We start from the raw sequence: 16050 nt of genomic DNA, 5'->3' as shown, positions 1-16050 counted from the left end.
GGTTGCCGGGCGAGGATCACTCCTCGCCGATGGAGAAACCACCCTCGACGGCGCTCGACGAATAGCTGCGGAACGCGATGTGGGTCGCGCTGTGCCGTACTCCCGGCAGCCGATTGATCTTGCCGGTGACCACCTCGGCGATCTGCTCGTGGTCGCGTACGCGGATCTTCGCGATCAGATCGACATCGCCCGCACACGAGTAGACCTCTTCGACGCCCGGGATATCGGCAACGGCCTGTGCCGTCTCGGGGATCTGGTGGACGTCGGCGTCGATCAGGACGATGGCGGTGATCATGCGGGCAAGCGTAGTCGGCCACCATCGGCGCGCGGGCGTGACCGGTGACGCGGCGTGCGGATGTCACGCGCATCGTGGGCGGTCTGTGACCACTCCAGCCAGCGCTGCGCCGAACCGACGGGTGTGGCCAGCGCGTCGCTGGAGTCGACGATGCGGGAGCCGGGGTCGGACACCCAGCGGTAGAGCAGACCTGCCTCTTCCGGGGAGGCGCCCCGGAGTGGGGTGTCGTCGGGCAGCACTGTCTCGGCCGCCGCGACCAGCTCTGCGACCACCGGCATCGGCGCGTGTCCGCGTGGCGCTGTTCCCGCCGCAGCGAGCCGTCCGTGCCGAATGACCGCCAACTCCCACCCGCCGGCCCCGTCCGAGCGTGCGACCACCAGCTCGGCTATCGCGCAGAGGGAACTCAGACGCTGACACCGCGCGAGCTGATCGATGGTCGCGGCCATCCGGTCGCGGTGGCGCGCGGCGGTCTCGTACATCTGGGCGTCGGAGACGACGTCGAGTCGCTGCGAGAGCCGCTCCAGGATGGTGTCGGATCGTCCGAGTATCAGATCGACGACGGACGTGACCGATGGCAGGTAGTCGGGGAGTGTCTGAGGGCGTGTCGAGGCGGCAGCACAGCCTCCGACGACCCGACCGCCGTCGTCTGGGAGGCGACACCAATGATGGGTGGCGGTCGCGCCGAGGCGGGTCGTGCAGGTTCGCAGTCCTGCGGCGTGTGCGATGAGGTCGGCGATCGCGGTCGCCGTGGTGCGCTTACCGATCGGCCCGATGCTTATCTCTCCCGGCGTGCGGGCCACACGCAGACGGGCGAAACGTTCGTTGCTCAGGGTCACCCACCAGCCGCGGTGGGGTTGCGTCGAGCGTCGGTTGTACGCCGGGGCGTGCGCGGCGAGCAATCGGAGCTCCCGAACTCCCGCCTCGAGTGCGTGCGCGCATTCGACGTGGTCGACGCGTTCGGCGAGCATCACCATCTCGCCGATCCTGCGTCGGGGATCGGCTCCGGAGAAATAGGACCTCACGCGTCGACGCAGATCCGATGCCGTGCCGACGTAGAGGACCTCGTCGCTGGGGCCGCGGAACAGGTAGACGCCGGGACGCGCGGGGATGCGGTCGGCCAGGTGCCGCTTTGCGCGCAGCCGCGGATCGGTGCGTGGCAGGTAGCGGGTGAGTTCGCGATAGCTCTGTACGCCCTGATTCCCGACGCGTTCGAGAAGGTGGTGAAAGACCTCGACGGTCGCGCGGGCATCGTCGAGAGCGCGGTGCGTCGGGCGGACGGTGACGTCGAACAGATCGGCCAGTGCCGACAGGCGGACCGTCGGCGCCTCGTCGCGTCCGAGGATGCGTCTTGCCATGGTGACCGTGCACAGCGTTGCACTGAACGGCCACTGCAGGTGCAGGCGCAGCGCGTTCTGCCGCAGGAACGACATGTCGAACCGGGCGTTGTGGGCGACGAGAATCGATCCGCGCGCGAACTCGATGAACGACGGCAAGACCTCGTCGATGCGTGGCGCGTCGTAGACCATCGCCTCGGTGATCCCGGTGAGCGCGACGATCTGCGGTGGAATCGGAAGTCCCGGATCGACGAGTGTCGCGAACTCGCCGAGTACCTCGCCGCCACGAATCTTCACCGCGCCGATCTCGGTGATGCGGTCGTTGGTGGCACTGCCGCCGGTTGTCTCGAGGTCGACGACGACGAGCGTGGTGTCGAACAGGGACCGATCAGAGAACTCGTTGTCGAGAGTGCTCTCGAGGTCGGCGCTCGCGAGGTCTGAGAACGAGAGCTGATCGCCACTGGATGTCACGTCGCGAACAATAGTTCGAACCACCGACACCGCTGATTCGTTGCTGGTGAGGCGCGTGTTCCGGATGTGGCGATTCGCCGCCAGCTGCTTTCGGGTGCCGGGCCTCCGGGACTCGGTCGGCCGGACTTGTCGGTGGGGGTGCCTAGTCTCGCGGTGAGAAGGAGGCAGTGGTGCGCGTCGCCGCCGGGAGGAGGGGAAGCCTCCCGACGACATGCGCATCCCGAGGATTTCACACCACTGAGACGGAGATCACATCATGGACATCGATTGCAGCACCTGCCCCGGTCGTGAACACGCCTGCGACGGCTGTGTGATGACAGTGCTTTTCGGCCCGCTGAACAGCCAGGATGCCAGCGCCGGGTGGCGACGAGGGTGGCCCACCGGTACCCGAGATAACGACGCCGAGATCCACGCCGCCATAGATACATTCACGGGTGCTGCAATGGCCTCCAACGCCGATGCACGATCTGCAAGAGCAAGCATCTGCGCAGTTCAAGCGGCCGGTTCGTCGTCCGAATCACCGACATTGCGTGCTGGTTAGGGTGCGGAGGTCGAACACGCTGTTTGTCGGTTAGTGGACAGACACGCATCCGGTTTCGTAACCTTTCCGAGACCTTTGCGAAGCGTCCCGCTCCAACAGGAGAGGTTCGCAGGGGTCACCGCTCAATCGCCGAGGCTACGAGTCTCGGCGTACCGGGGAACCACTCATTTTTTCGGAGCTTTCCGAATGGGGGTGAATCGCGCTCTCGATCCGGGTGTTCGCACTCGAATCGCATGCGCGTAGGGCCATTTCTTCCGGCCCGAATCCGACAGCTAACCCGGTCGGCGGTAGAGGGAGAACAAAGGAGAACACCCTTCGTGGCCAAACATCGTTTGGAACAGCCCGACCGCGGCAAGGTCGCAAAGAAGGCGGTAATCGCCGGGTCGATCACGTTCGGCTCGCTTGCCGCTGTCGCTGGTCCCGCTCTGGCCGCGCCGGTCACCGTGCCCAACGTCGGCACGTTCGAACTTCCCGGCGTCGACACCAAGCAGATTCCGGCACAGTTCCAGCAGCAGAAGGCGCCGGTCGTCAAGAAGCAGGATGTCGCGAAGTCGCCCGACGCCACAGTCGAGATCCCCAACGTCGGCAAGTTCACGCTTCCGGGTATCAGCGACAACCAGATCCCACAGCAACTTCGGCCGCGTGGCGGAGCTCCGCTGCTCGCCCCGACGCAGACCGCAGGCGAGAAGGCCGTGCGCGCCGCTGAGACCAAGATCGGCGCCCCCTACTCGTACGGTGCTTCCGGACCCAACGCCTTCGATTGCTCCGGCCTCACCAGTTGGGCCTTCCGTCAGGCAGGTCTGACGATTCCGCGCGACAGCTACGGACAGCTCGGCGGTGGCACCGCGGTCGCCTCGCTGGCGAACGCGAAGCCCGGCGACATCCTGGTGTTCAACGGTGGCGGACACGTTGGCCTCTACATCGGCAACGGACAGTTCATCCACGCATCGACCTACGGCGTCCCCGTGAAGAAGGACGTCGTGAAGAATTGGAGCTTGGTCGGTATCCGTCGCTACTGAGCGACGAGATCGACAGAGTTCGTGACGGCGGGCGGATCACGCGTTGACGCGTGATCCGCCCGACCGGCAGTAGCCGCCGCAACGCTCACGTTAGGGTGGAGCGCGGTGCACCGGTCTGCCACGTGGAGGCCGGTCGCTGCATGTGGTGAGGGGAGTGAACACAGAAGTGGTTGCGGGATCGCAGGCAATGGCGCATCGATCGCGAGCGGCATTCGTCGTTGTCGTGACGGCGATGATCGTCGCTGTCGCACAAGTCTTCTCGATGGCGATAGCGGGTCCGTCGAGCGCCGAACCGACGCGCACACCCGACCAACTCCTCACTCAGTACAAGAAGCTGAGCACCGACGCCGAGAAGTCGTCGGAAGCGATGCACAACGCCCAGATCGAGTACGACAAGCAGCGCGGCATCGTGACCGCTGCCCGTAAAGACTCGACCGAGGCCCAGAAGGGCCTCGAGACCTCGCGGAAGACGCTGGGCTCGTACCAGAAGCGCGTCGACACGATTGTCCGCGCCAGCTACAAGGGTGCCCGGGTCAACCGTCTCTACGCGGTGCTCGTCAGCGACTCACCGCAGTCGTTGCTCGACCAGATGTCGGGCCTCGAGGTGATCTCGCGCCAGGCGTCGGCAGATCTCAAGGGTCTCAAGAAGGCTCGTGCCCAGATGGCCGCAGCGAAGGCGAAGGCCGATCGCACCGCCGCGGAGGCGACGACCGCCGTGTCGGCCGCCGAGCGCGTACGCGGCGACCTCCAGGCCAAGCAGGCCAACCTGCAGCTCCAGGCGGTTCAGGTGCGTGCCGTGTACGAGTCGATGACCGGCAAGCAACTCGGCGCACTTCGCGGCCCCAAATTCGATTTCGACCCCCGAGCCGTGCCGAAGGGTACGTCCGCCGCTCTCGCGGCCGTGCAGGCTGCGCTGACCCGCATCGGAGATCCCTACGTCTGGGGTGCCACCGGACCCGACTCATTCGACTGCTCCGGGCTGATGGTGTGGGCCTACCAACAGGCGGGCAAGACGCTTCCGCGCTCGAGCGAGGCGCAGATGGGTTCGGGAACGGCTGTCGACCGCGGCAATCTGCAGCCCGGCGACCTGATCATCTACTACCCGGACGCCCACCACGTCGGCATGTACGTCGGCGACGGTTACGTGATCCACGCGTCGACATTCGGTGTGCCCGTCAAGGTGGTACCGATCGACCAGGCCGGGCCGTTCGCGGCCGCGCGGCGATACGCCTGATGCGCGGACAGCGTGCACGCTGAGGCCTCGGCCGCGCGCGTCGCATGTGTGCTTCTCGCTGCCGCGACACTCGCAGTGGGTGCGTCGGCCTGCTCGTCGGATAATCAACCGCGGCAGGCACCCTCGTCGTCTGTCACGACGACGACCACGAATCCCAACGTCTATCTGCAGGAGCGGTCGGAGGGCGTCGCGCAACTCCTCGACGACCTCACCCGCGCCGTGACGGATGGCGATCGCGCTCGCCTCGACTCGCTCCTCGACGCGTCGACGCCCCCGACGTTCCGCGACTCCCTGACCGTCGCGGCCCAGAATCTGTCCGGACGGGATCTCTCCGGAACGGGCACCTCCACCGCGTCCTCGGCCGCAGGGTCGCCGCCGTCGGCGAACTCGCCGTCGGCGAACTCGCAGTCGCCATCCTCGCCGTCGCCGTCCTCACCGAGCACGACTGTGCCCGCGCGCGGAACCACACTGAAGCTCAAGGAGTTCGGCTACCAACTCGCGTCGACGCAGGGCGCCGAGACCCAGGTGCCCGAAGAGGTTGCTGCTCGACTCGAATCGCAGGGCAGCACCGACTCGTGGGTCGCGCCGGTGCAGCTGCGGTATGCGCTCGGCGGCGCCAATACGCCGGGAGTCGACGAGCCGACGGTCGCGCTTGATCGCGAACTTGTGGTGGCGCGATACGGCGATGGGTGGAAATTGGTCGGCGACGCAACGCTTCTCGGTGACGACGCCCCGGCAACCCAGCTCTGGGACCTGCCGGGTCTCGAGGCCACGGACGTACTCACCGGGGGAGGGCCGTCGACGGTGGTGTCGTATCCGGGTACCGACGTCACCGTGGATCGGACGCGAAGCTCGCTGCGTCAGGCGGTATCGGCCGTCACCGCCTTCTGGGGTTCGGAGTGGCCGCGACGCGCCGTCGTGGTCGCAACGGCGACACCGGACGAGTTTTCCGCGATAGCGCACAGTTCTGCGACCGATACCTCTGCCGCCGCTGCAGCGACCGTGTTCGATCGCGTCGAGGGTGACACGGTGATCGGTCAGCGCGTCGTCCTTGCTCCGTCTGCCAACGACCTACCCGCGCCTGCGCTTGCGGTGGTCCTGCGGCACGAACTCACCCACGTCGCGGCGCGCTCGGTGACCGCGAAGGATGCGCCGCTGTGGATCACCGAGGGTGTTGCCGAGTATGTCGGCCGCAAGGGAACCTACGTGCGCCTCGACGACGCCGCACCGGATCTCGCCGCGCAGGTGCGCGCCGGGCAGAGTCCCGACGCGCTGCCGTCGGATCAGGATTTCGGTGTGGCGACAGAGAAGTCGGCTCTCGCATACCAGTCCGCGTGGGCGCTCGCGGCCTACGTCGCCGACCGCTACGGTGAAACACGTCTGAAGGCCCTCTATCGCGGGGTGGCGGCGTCGGGAGATGTCGGCAGGCAGGACAACGCGATCGCAACTGCTCTCGGTGTCGATCGCAACCGTCTGATTGCCGACTGGCGCAGATGGCTCGCGGAACAGGTTCCGGGATAAGGAGTACGGTCCGTGCGTCGAACCCTGTTGGTGACCAACGACTTTCCGCCGCGGGCTGGTGGGATTCAGTCGTATCTGCAGAATCTTGTCGACAGGTTGCCGCCCGAGGACATCGTTGTCTACGCGCCCCGATGGAAGGGCAGCGTGGAATTCGATGCGCGACAACCGTATCGCGTCCATCGGCATCGGACGACATTGATGTTGCCCACGCCATTCGTTGCGCGTCGCGCCGCCGAGATCATCCGTAGCGAGGGTATCGAGACCGTGTGGTTCGGTGCCGCCGCGCCGCTCGCGGTGATGGCACCCGCGATGCGAAGGGCGGGCGCGCAGCGCGTCATCGCCTGCACTCACGGCCACGAGGTGGGGTGGTCGATGCTGCCGGGCGCCCGACAAGTGCTGCGCCACATCGGAAATCACACCGACGCGATCACCTACGTGAGTAGGTACACCCGGAATCGCTTCGCTTCGGCCTTCGGACGCGCTGCCGCGCTCGAGTACCTCCCGCCCGGCGTCGACACTGATCGTTTCGCTCCGAATCCTGTTGCCCGCGAAGAGTTTCGCGCACGATTGGGGCTCGGCGACGCCCCGACCATCCTGTGCCTGTCGCGATTGGTGCCACGCAAGGGGCAGGACATGCTCATTCGTGCCCTGCCGTTGATCCGCAAAGAGATGCCCGACGTGGTGCTGGTCATCGTCGGTGGTGGACCGTACGCCGACACACTGCACCGCCTCGCCCGCGAGGAGGGGGTGGCCGATCACGTGATCTTCACCGGTTCTGTTCCGGCAGAAGATCTTCCGGCTTACCACAACATCGCCGACGTCTTCGCCATGCCTGCGCGCACACGCGGCGGCGGCCTCGACGTCGAGGGATTCGGAATCGTCTACCTCGAGGCGTCGGCAACGGGTGTGCCCGTCATCGCGGGACGTTCCGGCGGCGCGCCCGAAACCGTCGTCGAGGGGGAGACGGGCACCGTTGTCGACGGCCGCGATGTCCCGGCGATCGCGTTGGCCGCACTGGCGATGCTCGCCGATCGTTCGGCGTCTGCCGCGATGGGCGCCAACGGGCGCGTTGTCGCCGAAGGCAGATGGCAGTGGCGACATATGGCAGCGCGCCTACAGCAACTGCTGTAGGCGCGCCTGCGCGATGTCGGTCTGCGTGATCTCGAGCCGGGTGCGCTTCTACTTGGTGTAGAGCGCGTCGATGTCGTCGGCGAATTTGTCGACGACCACGTTGCGCTTGACCTTCAGGGTCGGAGTCATCTCGCCGGTCTCCTCGGAAAAGTCGGACGGCAGGATGCGGAACTTCTTGATCGCCTCTGCGTGCGAGACCGTCTTGTTCGCCTCGTCGACGGCGGCTTGAACTTCGGCGCGCAGCTTGGGGTCGTTGATGAGGGATGAGACGTCGGCGTCGGATGGCAGGCCCATCCGCTCCTTCCAACCGGGGAAGGCTTCGGGGTCGATGGTGATGAGCGCCGAGATGAACGGCTTCTGATCGCCGACGACGACTGCCTGCGACACCAGCGGGGCGGAGCGCAGTACATCCTCGAGACCTGACGGCGAGACGTTCTTGCCGCCGGCGGTCACGATCAGTTCCTTCTTACGGCCGGTGATGGTGATGAAGCCCTCGGAATCGATGTTGCCGAGGTCGCCGGTGTGGAACCAGCCGTCTTCGAGCGCCTGTGCCGTGGCTTCCGGGTTGTTCCAGTAACCGTGGAAGACCACGCCGCCGCTCAGCAGCACCTCGCCGTCCTCGCCGATGCGAACGGTGTTGCCCGCCACGGGCTTTCCGACGGTCCCGATCTTGATCTCACCCGGGGTGTTCACGCTGAAGGCCGCGGTGGTCTCGGTCAGTCCGTATCCCTCGTAGACGGGGATACCGACTCCGTTGAAGAAGTGCCCGAGCATTGCACCGAGCGGCGCGCCGCCGGAGATGGCGAGCTCGCACTGCCCACCGAGCGCCGTGCGCAGCTTGCTGTACACGAGGCGGTCGAAGACGGCGTGCTTCACCTTGAGCAGTAGCGGGACACTGCCCTGCTCCGACTTCTCCGAGTACTCGATCGCGGTGGCGCTCGCGGCGTCGAAGATCTTGCCCTTGCCGCCGTCGGCGGCCGATTGGCGGGCCGAGTTGTACACCTTCTCGAAGACACGGGGGACCGAGAGAATCAGCGACGGCTTGAACTGCCCGAAAGTGGCGACGATGTTCTTGGTGTCGCCGGTGAAACCGACCTCGACCCGCGCCTCGATAGCGACGAGGGTGATCGCGTGCGCAAGGACGTGCGCGAGAGGCAGGAACATCAGCAGTCGCTTGCCCGGCGCGAGCAGGGTGCTCAGGTTGCCCTGCAGAACGCCGCGAATCTCCGAGAGCATGTTGGAGTGCGTCAGCTCGCACCCCTTGGGGCGGCCGGTGGTTCCCGAGGTGTAGATGAGCGTCGCCGGGTCGCTCGACTTGAGAGATGCACGCCGCTTGGCGATCTCGTCGTCGGAGACGTCCTTGCCCGCCTCGATGAGGAGTTCGACGGCACCGGGGCCGGCCTTCGGATCGATCTGGAACACCTGGACGGCTGTGGGCAGATCGCCGACCGCCTCGAACTCCGAGCGATGTCCGTCGTCTTCGACGATGATGGCGGAGGCGCCGGAATCCCGCATGATCCAGTCGATCTGACCCGACGACGACGAGTCATAGATCGGAACGGTCGTCGCGCCTGCGCACCAGATTGCGAAATCCACCAGGATCCACTCGAGGCGCGTGCGGGACAGGACCGCGACGCGGTCGCCGGGAGCCACACCGGAGGCGATCAAGCCCTTGGCGATGGCCGTGATCTGCTTGACGGCGTCGTCTGCCCGCACCGGAAGCCACTCGCCGCCTTCCTCGCGCCGAAACACCGTCGAGGCGGGAGTGCGCTCGGCGAGACCGAACAAGATGTCAGTACAGTTCTCGTCCTCCTCGATCGTGAAATCGGCGGGGACGCTGTACTCATTCATCGCGGCACTCATTTGTTAATCGACGACCTTTCGCCATCGTTGGCATCAGACACTCGCGGTCAATCGTATCCCCGGACTTTTGGCCACCCACAACCGCGCCGGAGTTGTGTCACGTATGAGGGGTCTATCCGCTCCCGTCGCGAGTATGTGAAGCTAAGAGGCGTGACGAGCATTCAGGTGGCGGATGAGACATTCGTCGCTGCGGCACCCGAGTTGGTGGCTGCCGTGGTGGGTGATCGCGGACGATGGCGATCCTGGTGGCCCGATCTGCGCACAGAGGTGGCTGAGGATCGCGGTGCCGCGGGTATGCGCTGGCGGGTCGACGGTCCGGTGAGAGGAACGATGGAATTCTGGTGCGAGCCGGTGCTCGACGGGTTCGTACTGCACTATTTCCTTCATGCAGAACCCACCGGTGATTCGGCAGGAGCCGACGTGGCCGGCCTCAACCATCGTTACCGCGTGATCGGGAAACGGGTGACGTTCGAGATCAAGGATCTTCTCGAATCGGGCCGCGCCCCAGGCGATCCCGCGATCAGTGAAAGCGTGGCGAGCTGATGGCCGACCATACCGAGCGTTCGATCGTCATCAACGCCGACGCCGCAGAGGTGATGGCTGTCATTTCCGACTTCGAGCACTACCCGGAGTGGGTCACCGCAGCGCGGGAGGTCGAGGTCACCGAGCGCGACTCGGCGGGCAGGGCGTCGGAGGTGCGTTTCCTCCTCGACGCCGGCGTGCTCCAGGACACCTACGTGCTGCGCTACACGTGGGGTGCAGGCGGCGACGAGGTCTCGTGGGTTCTGGTGTCGAGTGATCTGCAGAAGGATCAGCGTGGCCGGTACGTGCTCAGTAGACAGGTCCCCGGCTCGACCAAGGTCACCTACGAGTTGATGGTCGACCTGCAGGTTCCGATGATCGGACAGCTCAAGCGACGTGCCGAGAAAGCGATCACCGACGCCGCGCTCAACGATCTGAAGAAGAGGGTCGAAGGCTGATCGACCTGACGCCTATTCACATCGTCTTCGGTCCGGGGGGATCCGGGGTGACCGCGGTCGCGGCCGCGGGCGCGGTCAGCCGACCCCGCGCACGCAGGCCCGAGGTGCGCTCACCGCTCGCCGCCGATCGGCACACCCTCCTGGTCACGGTCGACCGCTGCTCGCCGGTCCCCGACATTCTCGGTGTGTTCCGCTCGCCCAACGACGCCGTCGCGGTGTCGTCGCATCTGCACCTGCTCTGCCTCGAGCGGCTCACGTCGGCCACGACGTCGTGGGCGCTGTTCGCCGAACTCCTCGCCGATACCGTGCGACGCTCCAAGATCACACTGCCCTTCGTCGACACCCTCGCAGGGATCGACCAGGCGGAGGTGACATCGCTGCCCGGCGTCGAGGATGCCTTGTTGCTGCGGCGGATTCGCGACGAGGCGGTCAGCGGTCAGTGGCAGCGCATCGTCGTCGACCTGTCCGGAATGGGAGATCCGTACCAATTGCTCGACGCGCCGTCGACGCTTCGGCACTCTCTTGACCGGCTATGGCCGAGGCATCGCAGGCTCGCAGCCGCGGCCGACCGTCCGGCGGTCGCACAACTGACCACCGCGGTCGACACCATCGACCGGGACTGTGCCGACGTCGCCGAGCTACTGCGTGACGCGGACACCACAGCGGCGCACCTCGTGGTCGGCAGCGGGTATCGCGGAGCCCGATTGTTGCCGCATCAGCTCGCGTCCATCGACCTGCTCGGACTCCCGCTGCGCACCATCTACCTCGACGACGCCACCGCCGAATCGGGCCGTCGGGAGCTCGTGCCCGACGAGATCGACATCGCGCCCGGCGTCGACATTCGTGGTGTCGCGGCGCTCGACACGCCGCTGGAACGGCCGGCACGACTGAAGAAGCTCGGGGTGACGCTGCTCGCGCCGTCGGGTCGCGCGCACGGCTCGTCGGCGCTGTCGGTTGTCGGCGACGAGGCGGACGGCCTCGACACCACGTACGAATTGTCCTGGCCGCAAACGCTTCCCGATCCTGGTCGGTTCATGCTCGGACGCTCGGGCGACGACCTCCTCGTCACCGTCGACGGTCTACGCCACTGCCTGCCGTTGCCTTCGGTGTTGCGGCGATGCGTCGTCGACGACGCCGACTGGGATGGCCAACAGGTGCGCATCCGGTTCCGTCCCGACCCAGCGGTATGGCCTCGACGGTGAGGTTGCGGGTAGCGTTTCGGTGCACATGTCCCCGGGCCAGTACCGGGGCCCGCCACCAGCAAAGGACCAGCCGCCCGACATGAGCAGCGACGACCGTGGCAATCCGTCGGGGGGACGGGAGACGCCAGGAGACCGCGACGACGCGTTCACCGGAGACCCCGTCGGTGACCCTGTCCGCGACTTCGTCCTGGGCATCGCAGCGCAGATCGACCAGCTCGCCGCCATCATCGGCGGAGGGGGGCAGTCGGCGTCGGCCGGGGCAGCCCGGGGAACGGGCGCGCGCCACCAGGCATTCGGCGACGTCGCGGGCGAGATCAGTTCACTCGTCGCCGAGATCGGCGACCTCATCCCCCGGCTGATAGCCGCACTCATCGCGGTGCTGGAGGCCGTCGCGAACGCGCTACGCGCGACTCCGGCCGCGCACACCCCGCCGACCGCGCAGTACCAACCGATCGCGGTCCGAATCGGCACGTCGACGCCACACCGGGCGACGCGCGAGCACCGCGCCGATCCCTTCGTTGACCGCAGGCACCTCGATGGCGACACTCAGACGTGATGAGAACTGAGAAGTAATGGGCGAGTTGACGATCGGCATCGACATCGGCGGCACGAGTGTGCGCGCCTCCGTGGTCGACGAACGCGGACGGATGCTCGACACCCTGCGGGCCGCGACGCCGGGCACGGCGCTGGCCCTCGAGCACTGCCTCGATCGGCTCGTCGGCGAACTCACCTCACGGTGGGCGGCGCGCGCCGTCGGCCTCGCGGTGGCGGGCTTTCTGACCCCCGATCGGCAGGTCGTCCGGTTCGCGCCGCACCTGCCGTGGCGTGAGGCACGTGTCGCAGAAGAGATGAGTGCGCGCATCGGTCTGCCCGTGGTCACCGAGCACGACGCCAACGCCGCGGCCGTCGCCGAGTTCCGATTCGGCGCTGCGGCGCGCGGACACAACTCGCTGGTCTTGGCCATCGGGACCGGTATCGGTGCCGGATTGCTCATCGAGGGCGAGATCTATCGCGGCAGTTTCGGTGTAGCCCCGGAACTCGGACATCTGACGGTCGTCCCCGACGGTCGGCCGTGCTCATGCGGCAAGCGTGGATGCTGGGAAAGATATTGCAGCGGAACGGCTTTGGTCGACACCGTCGTCGAATTGCTTGCCGATGGCGATTGGGGGAGAAGCCAGCTCGCCGCCGACGTCGCAGCCGATCCCGGGTCGCTGACGGGGCGTCGTGTCGCGGGTGCCGCAGCCGACGGTGACGCGGTCGCGATCGCCGCGTTCGCCGCTTTCGCGGCGTCACTCGGTCAGGGGCTGGCGATGATCGCCGACATCTTCGACCCCGACCTGATCGTGCTCGCAGGCGGCGTCGGCGCGGCGTCGGGACTGTTCCTCGACGAGGCGCGTGAGCACTACGCAAGATTGATCACCGGCTCGGGGCACCGACAGCTCGCGCGGATTCGAGGCACGCAGCTCGGCGAGAGCGCGGGCGTCATCGGCGCCGCAGAGGTGGCGCGCGCGGCACTACGGTCCGAAGGCCTGGCGCTCGGCGACGCAGGGTGGTCGACGGCACACTGAGAGCACGCCCTATGGCCCACGCGGGTCTGGGCGCTTGAGTAGAGTCATCTCACAACGTCCCGTCGGCTCACCGGGAAACTCGCCCCTCTTCGAGTTCTCTCGGTGCTCTGTCCGGCGACGACTTCACCAAGTGGCGACGCGGCGATGATGGAGTGAGTCTCAAATGTGGTACTACCTGTTCAAGTACGTTCTCCTCGGACCGCTCCTGCGGGTGCTCGGCCGTCCTGAGGTCGAAGGCCTCGAGAACCTCCCCGAACGCGGACCGGCGATTCTCGCCAGCAACCACCTTGCCGTGATGGACAGCTTCTTCCTGCCGCTGATGGTGCCGCGTCGGATCTACTTCCTCGCCAAGGCGGAGTACTTCAACGGCACCGGTATCAAGGGTCGCTTCCAGGCGTGGTTCTACACCGCCGTCGGTCAGATCCCGATCGACCGGACCGGTGCGGAGGCGGCCGCCGATGCGCTCAAGGCCGCGCGGCGCCAGCTCGAGACAGGCAACCTGATGGGCATGTACCCGGAGGGCACCAGGTCGCCCGACGGCAACCTCTACAAGGGCAAGACGGGACTCGCCCGAGTCGCGCTCGACACCGGGGTGCCGGTGATCCCCGTCGCCATGATCGGCACCAATACCTTCAACCCGCCCGGAACCGTGCTGCCGCGCCCGACCAGGGTCAAGGTGAAGATCGGCAAGCCGCTGAACTTCGCCCGCTACGAAGGCATGCAGGGCAACCGCTTCATCGAGCGTGCCGTGACCGACGAGATCATGTACGAGCTGATGCAGCTCTCGGGTCAGCAGTACGTCGACATCTACGCCGCCTCGCTCAAGGAGAAGAAGCCCGACGCCCAGCAGCCCGCGCGGCCGGGCGAGGCCTCGGCCGCCTGACTCATATCGGCTGTCAGTTCGGGCGCCGGCGCTGCGCGGGAATTACCGCTCAGGCAGATCGGATCTCGGCGAGCGGTTGATCGGCTGCTCGTGTGGCGGCACGCGCGGGGGAGAACGGAAGCAGCCAGATCACGATCAAAGCGGCGATTCCCCACAGCGAGAACGCGTTTCCGACGATGTGGTCGAATACGGTCCAGTGTCGGGCAACCATCGGCAGGAACTGGTACGGGCCGACGGCGAAGATCAGGATGCCGCTGACGGCGATCGCGTTGTAGGCGACGTACGCGCGCCGCGAGTCGGTGCGCGCGGCGACCACAAGGCTCGTCAGGATCAGCGGAATCGACCACACCCAGTGGTGTGCCCACGATGTCGGCGAGACGAGAAGTCCCCAGACCGCGACGACGCAGGTCGCCAGGAGGGCATTGACGCGTCCGGTCCGACCCGCGCCCCGGCCGAATGCCGCGACGGGCTTGCATGCGAACAACGCGGCGCCCGCCAGTGCCGTTGCCACGAGTGAACTGAGCACCCACGCGAGCTGCGCGGCGCTCGCCTCGGGGAGGAGCCGAATCCACATCGCGTTGAGGTTCTGGTTGATCCGGCCCGACGGATCACCGATGCGCGTGGTGTGGAACAAGGTGTGTGTCCAGTACCCCCACGAATCCGACGGCATCCAGATCCATGCCAGGGCGGCTGCGGCGACGAAAGTCGCGGCAGCGGTGACGACCGCCCGCCAGCGCCGAGCCGATGCGAACAGCACGATGAAGACGAGCGGGGTCAGCTTGATCGCCGCCGCGAGTCCCACCAGAACACCCTGCAGAGGCCCGAGCGCGCGGCGACGCCCCCGCCCGACGAGGAAGACGTCGACGACGATCATCGCCATGAGGATCACGTTGATCTGACCGAAGCCGAGCGTCATCCACATCGGATTGAGCCAGAGCGCGGCAGTGGAGACCAGAAGAGCGAGCCACCACCGGTTGCCGATGCGCCCGACGGAAAGCACCGTCAACACGATGTGCACGACGACGACGAGGAGTCCGATCGTGAGCAGTGACATCACGACGCCCGCGATGGTGAGTGTCATCGCACCCAGCGGCACGAACGTCATCGCGGCGAACGGCGGGTAGGTGAACGGAAGCCAGATGCCGTCGCTGGTGAACGGCATCGAGCCGTCGGCGTAGAGGCTCTGGCCCTGCTGCCAGATCTGCGCCCCCAGCCGATAGACGTCGAGGTCGATGCGCGTTCTGGTACCGAAACTGCTGGTGAAAGGCACACCGATCATCTGGAGCAGCGACGACGTCGCGAACACGATGACGATGAGCGCGCGCGTCAACCGCGTCGGAACCCACCGACGGAGCCGAGTGTCCGCGGCGCTGCAGAATGTGGGCATCGATGGCCTTTGTGTAGGCCCCGCAGCGGGGGCATGTGGGTCGGTCGGGTGTCGGTGTGCGCATTCGGTGGCGAATACTTGGCGGTATGCGTTTCTTCTACGACTCGGAGTTTATCGAGGACGGCCGCACGATCGATCTCATATCGATCGGTGTCGTCGCAGAGGACGGTCGTGAATATTATGCGGTGTCGACCGAGTTCGACCCCGGGCGCGCCGGTAGTTGGGTGCGCGCCAACGTCCTGCCCAAGCTTCCCTCACCCTCGTCGCCGCTGTGGAAGTCGCGGTCGCAGATCCGCGACGGCCTGCTGGAGTTCCTGACGGAAAAGGGCAACGACATAGAGCTGTGGGCGTGGGTAGGGGCCTATGACCACGTTGTTCTCTGTCAGTTGTGGGGTCCGATGACCGAACTGCCCCGCGCTGTTCCGCGCTTCACGCGCGAGCTCAAACAGCACTGGGAGGCCGCCGGTCGCCCACCTCTGCCGCCGGCGCCCGACGATGCTCACGACGCCCTCAGTGATGCTCGACACAACCTGCGCAAGTGGGAGGCCATCGAGCGCGCGGGCGGTTCGCGTGCCTGAGGCGGGGTGGGCGTCGGAGACGGTACGGGGCCGAGCTGCGGGG

15 protein-coding genes and 1 riboswitch are annotated in these 16050 nt (G+C 66.6%); of the genes, 11 read left to right on the top strand and 4 right to left on the bottom strand.

What is annotated here, in order from left to right:
* Positions 1–16: 16 nt before the first annotated feature.
* Both RND64_RS13410 and RND64_RS13405 read right to left on the bottom strand, forming a co-directional pair.
* The gene (locus RND64_RS13410) at positions 17–295 is read right to left on the bottom strand and encodes an Lrp/AsnC family transcriptional regulator (RefSeq protein WP_005176218.1); all 279 of its coding nucleotides are present in this window, start codon (positions 293–295) and stop codon (positions 17–19) included.
* Positions 292–2100, bottom strand: a complete 1809-nt coding sequence (locus RND64_RS13405; RefSeq protein ID WP_200903224.1) for a DEDD exonuclease domain-containing protein — start codon at positions 2098–2100, stop codon at positions 292–294. Before RND64_RS13405 ends, RND64_RS13410 begins: the two co-directional genes overlap by 4 nt.
* 658 nt (positions 2101–2758) lie before the next feature.
* A riboswitch (cyclic di-AMP (ydaO/yuaA leader) is annotated at positions 2759–2943 on the top strand.
* Between the two features lie 15 nt (positions 2944–2958).
* On the opposite strand from RND64_RS13405, the gene RND64_RS13400 reads away from it, so the two are divergent.
* From RND64_RS13400 to RND64_RS13385, 4 genes are all read left to right on the top strand, one after another.
* Positions 2959–3660, top strand: a complete 702-nt coding sequence (locus RND64_RS13400) for a C40 family peptidase (RefSeq protein ID WP_049698257.1) — start codon at positions 2959–2961, stop codon at positions 3658–3660.
* Positions 3661–3814: 154 nt separating this feature from the next.
* Positions 3815–4894, top strand: a complete 1080-nt coding sequence (locus tag RND64_RS13395) for a C40 family peptidase (RefSeq protein ID WP_414652002.1) — start codon at positions 3815–3817, stop codon at positions 4892–4894.
* A gap of 12 nt (positions 4895–4906) precedes the next feature.
* Positions 4907–6415: a peptidase MA family metallohydrolase gene (locus tag RND64_RS13390; RefSeq protein WP_049698256.1), complete on the top strand. Its 1509-nt coding sequence runs from the start codon at positions 4907–4909 to the stop codon at positions 6413–6415.
* A gap of 12 nt (positions 6416–6427) precedes the next feature.
* On the top strand, positions 6428–7546 hold the full coding sequence (locus RND64_RS13385) for a glycosyltransferase family 4 protein (protein ID WP_049698255.1): 1119 nt from the start codon (positions 6428–6430) through the stop codon (positions 7544–7546).
* A gap of 48 nt (positions 7547–7594) precedes the next feature.
* On the opposite strand, the gene RND64_RS13380 is transcribed toward RND64_RS13385, so the two are convergent.
* Positions 7595–9397, bottom strand: a complete 1803-nt coding sequence (locus RND64_RS13380) for an AMP-dependent synthetase/ligase (protein ID WP_049698585.1) — start codon at positions 9395–9397, stop codon at positions 7595–7597.
* A gap of 147 nt (positions 9398–9544) precedes the next feature.
* On the opposite strand from RND64_RS13380, the gene RND64_RS13375 reads away from it, so the two are divergent.
* From RND64_RS13375 to RND64_RS13350, 6 genes are all read left to right on the top strand, one after another.
* Positions 9545–9952, top strand: a complete 408-nt coding sequence (locus RND64_RS13375; RefSeq protein WP_200903223.1) for a hypothetical protein — start codon at positions 9545–9547, stop codon at positions 9950–9952.
* A complete protein-coding gene (locus RND64_RS13370) occupies positions 9952–10389 on the top strand; it encodes an SRPBCC family protein (RefSeq protein WP_049698253.1) in 438 nt (145 codons plus the stop codon). Before RND64_RS13375 ends, RND64_RS13370 begins: the two co-directional genes overlap by 1 nt.
* A gap of 20 nt (positions 10390–10409) precedes the next feature.
* Positions 10410–11591: an ArsA-related P-loop ATPase gene (locus RND64_RS13365; RefSeq protein ID WP_049698252.1), complete on the top strand. Its 1182-nt coding sequence runs from the start codon at positions 10410–10412 to the stop codon at positions 11589–11591.
* A 79-nt stretch (positions 11592–11670) separates the two neighbouring features.
* Complete coding sequence (locus RND64_RS13360; protein WP_083444345.1) at positions 11671–12147, top strand: hypothetical protein; 477 nt, start codon at positions 11671–11673, stop codon at positions 12145–12147.
* Positions 12148–12163: 16 nt separating this feature from the next.
* Positions 12164–13159: an ROK family protein gene (locus tag RND64_RS13355; RefSeq protein WP_049698251.1), complete on the top strand. Its 996-nt coding sequence runs from the start codon at positions 12164–12166 to the stop codon at positions 13157–13159.
* Between the two features lie 163 nt (positions 13160–13322).
* On the top strand, positions 13323–14042 hold the full coding sequence (locus RND64_RS13350) for a lysophospholipid acyltransferase family protein (protein ID WP_049698250.1): 720 nt from the start codon (positions 13323–13325) through the stop codon (positions 14040–14042).
* 49 nt (positions 14043–14091) lie between these two features.
* Here RND64_RS13350 and RND64_RS13345 read toward each other — a convergent pair whose 3' ends face one another.
* Positions 14092–15429, bottom strand: a complete 1338-nt coding sequence (locus tag RND64_RS13345) for a glycosyltransferase 87 family protein (protein WP_049698249.1) — start codon at positions 15427–15429, stop codon at positions 14092–14094.
* 86 nt (positions 15430–15515) lie between these two features.
* On the opposite strand from RND64_RS13345, the gene RND64_RS13340 reads away from it, so the two are divergent.
* On the top strand, positions 15516–16007 hold the full coding sequence (locus RND64_RS13340; RefSeq protein WP_049698583.1) for a polyadenylate-specific 3'-exoribonuclease AS: 492 nt from the start codon (positions 15516–15518) through the stop codon (positions 16005–16007).
* The last annotated feature ends 43 nt before the right edge of the window (positions 16008–16050 follow it).

Source organism: Gordonia sp. w5E2, assembly GCF_036540975.1.
GTDB lineage: Bacteria > Actinomycetota > Actinomycetes > Mycobacteriales > Mycobacteriaceae > Gordonia > Gordonia jacobaea.
This window is presented reverse-complemented; position numbering and strand designations above follow the sequence as displayed.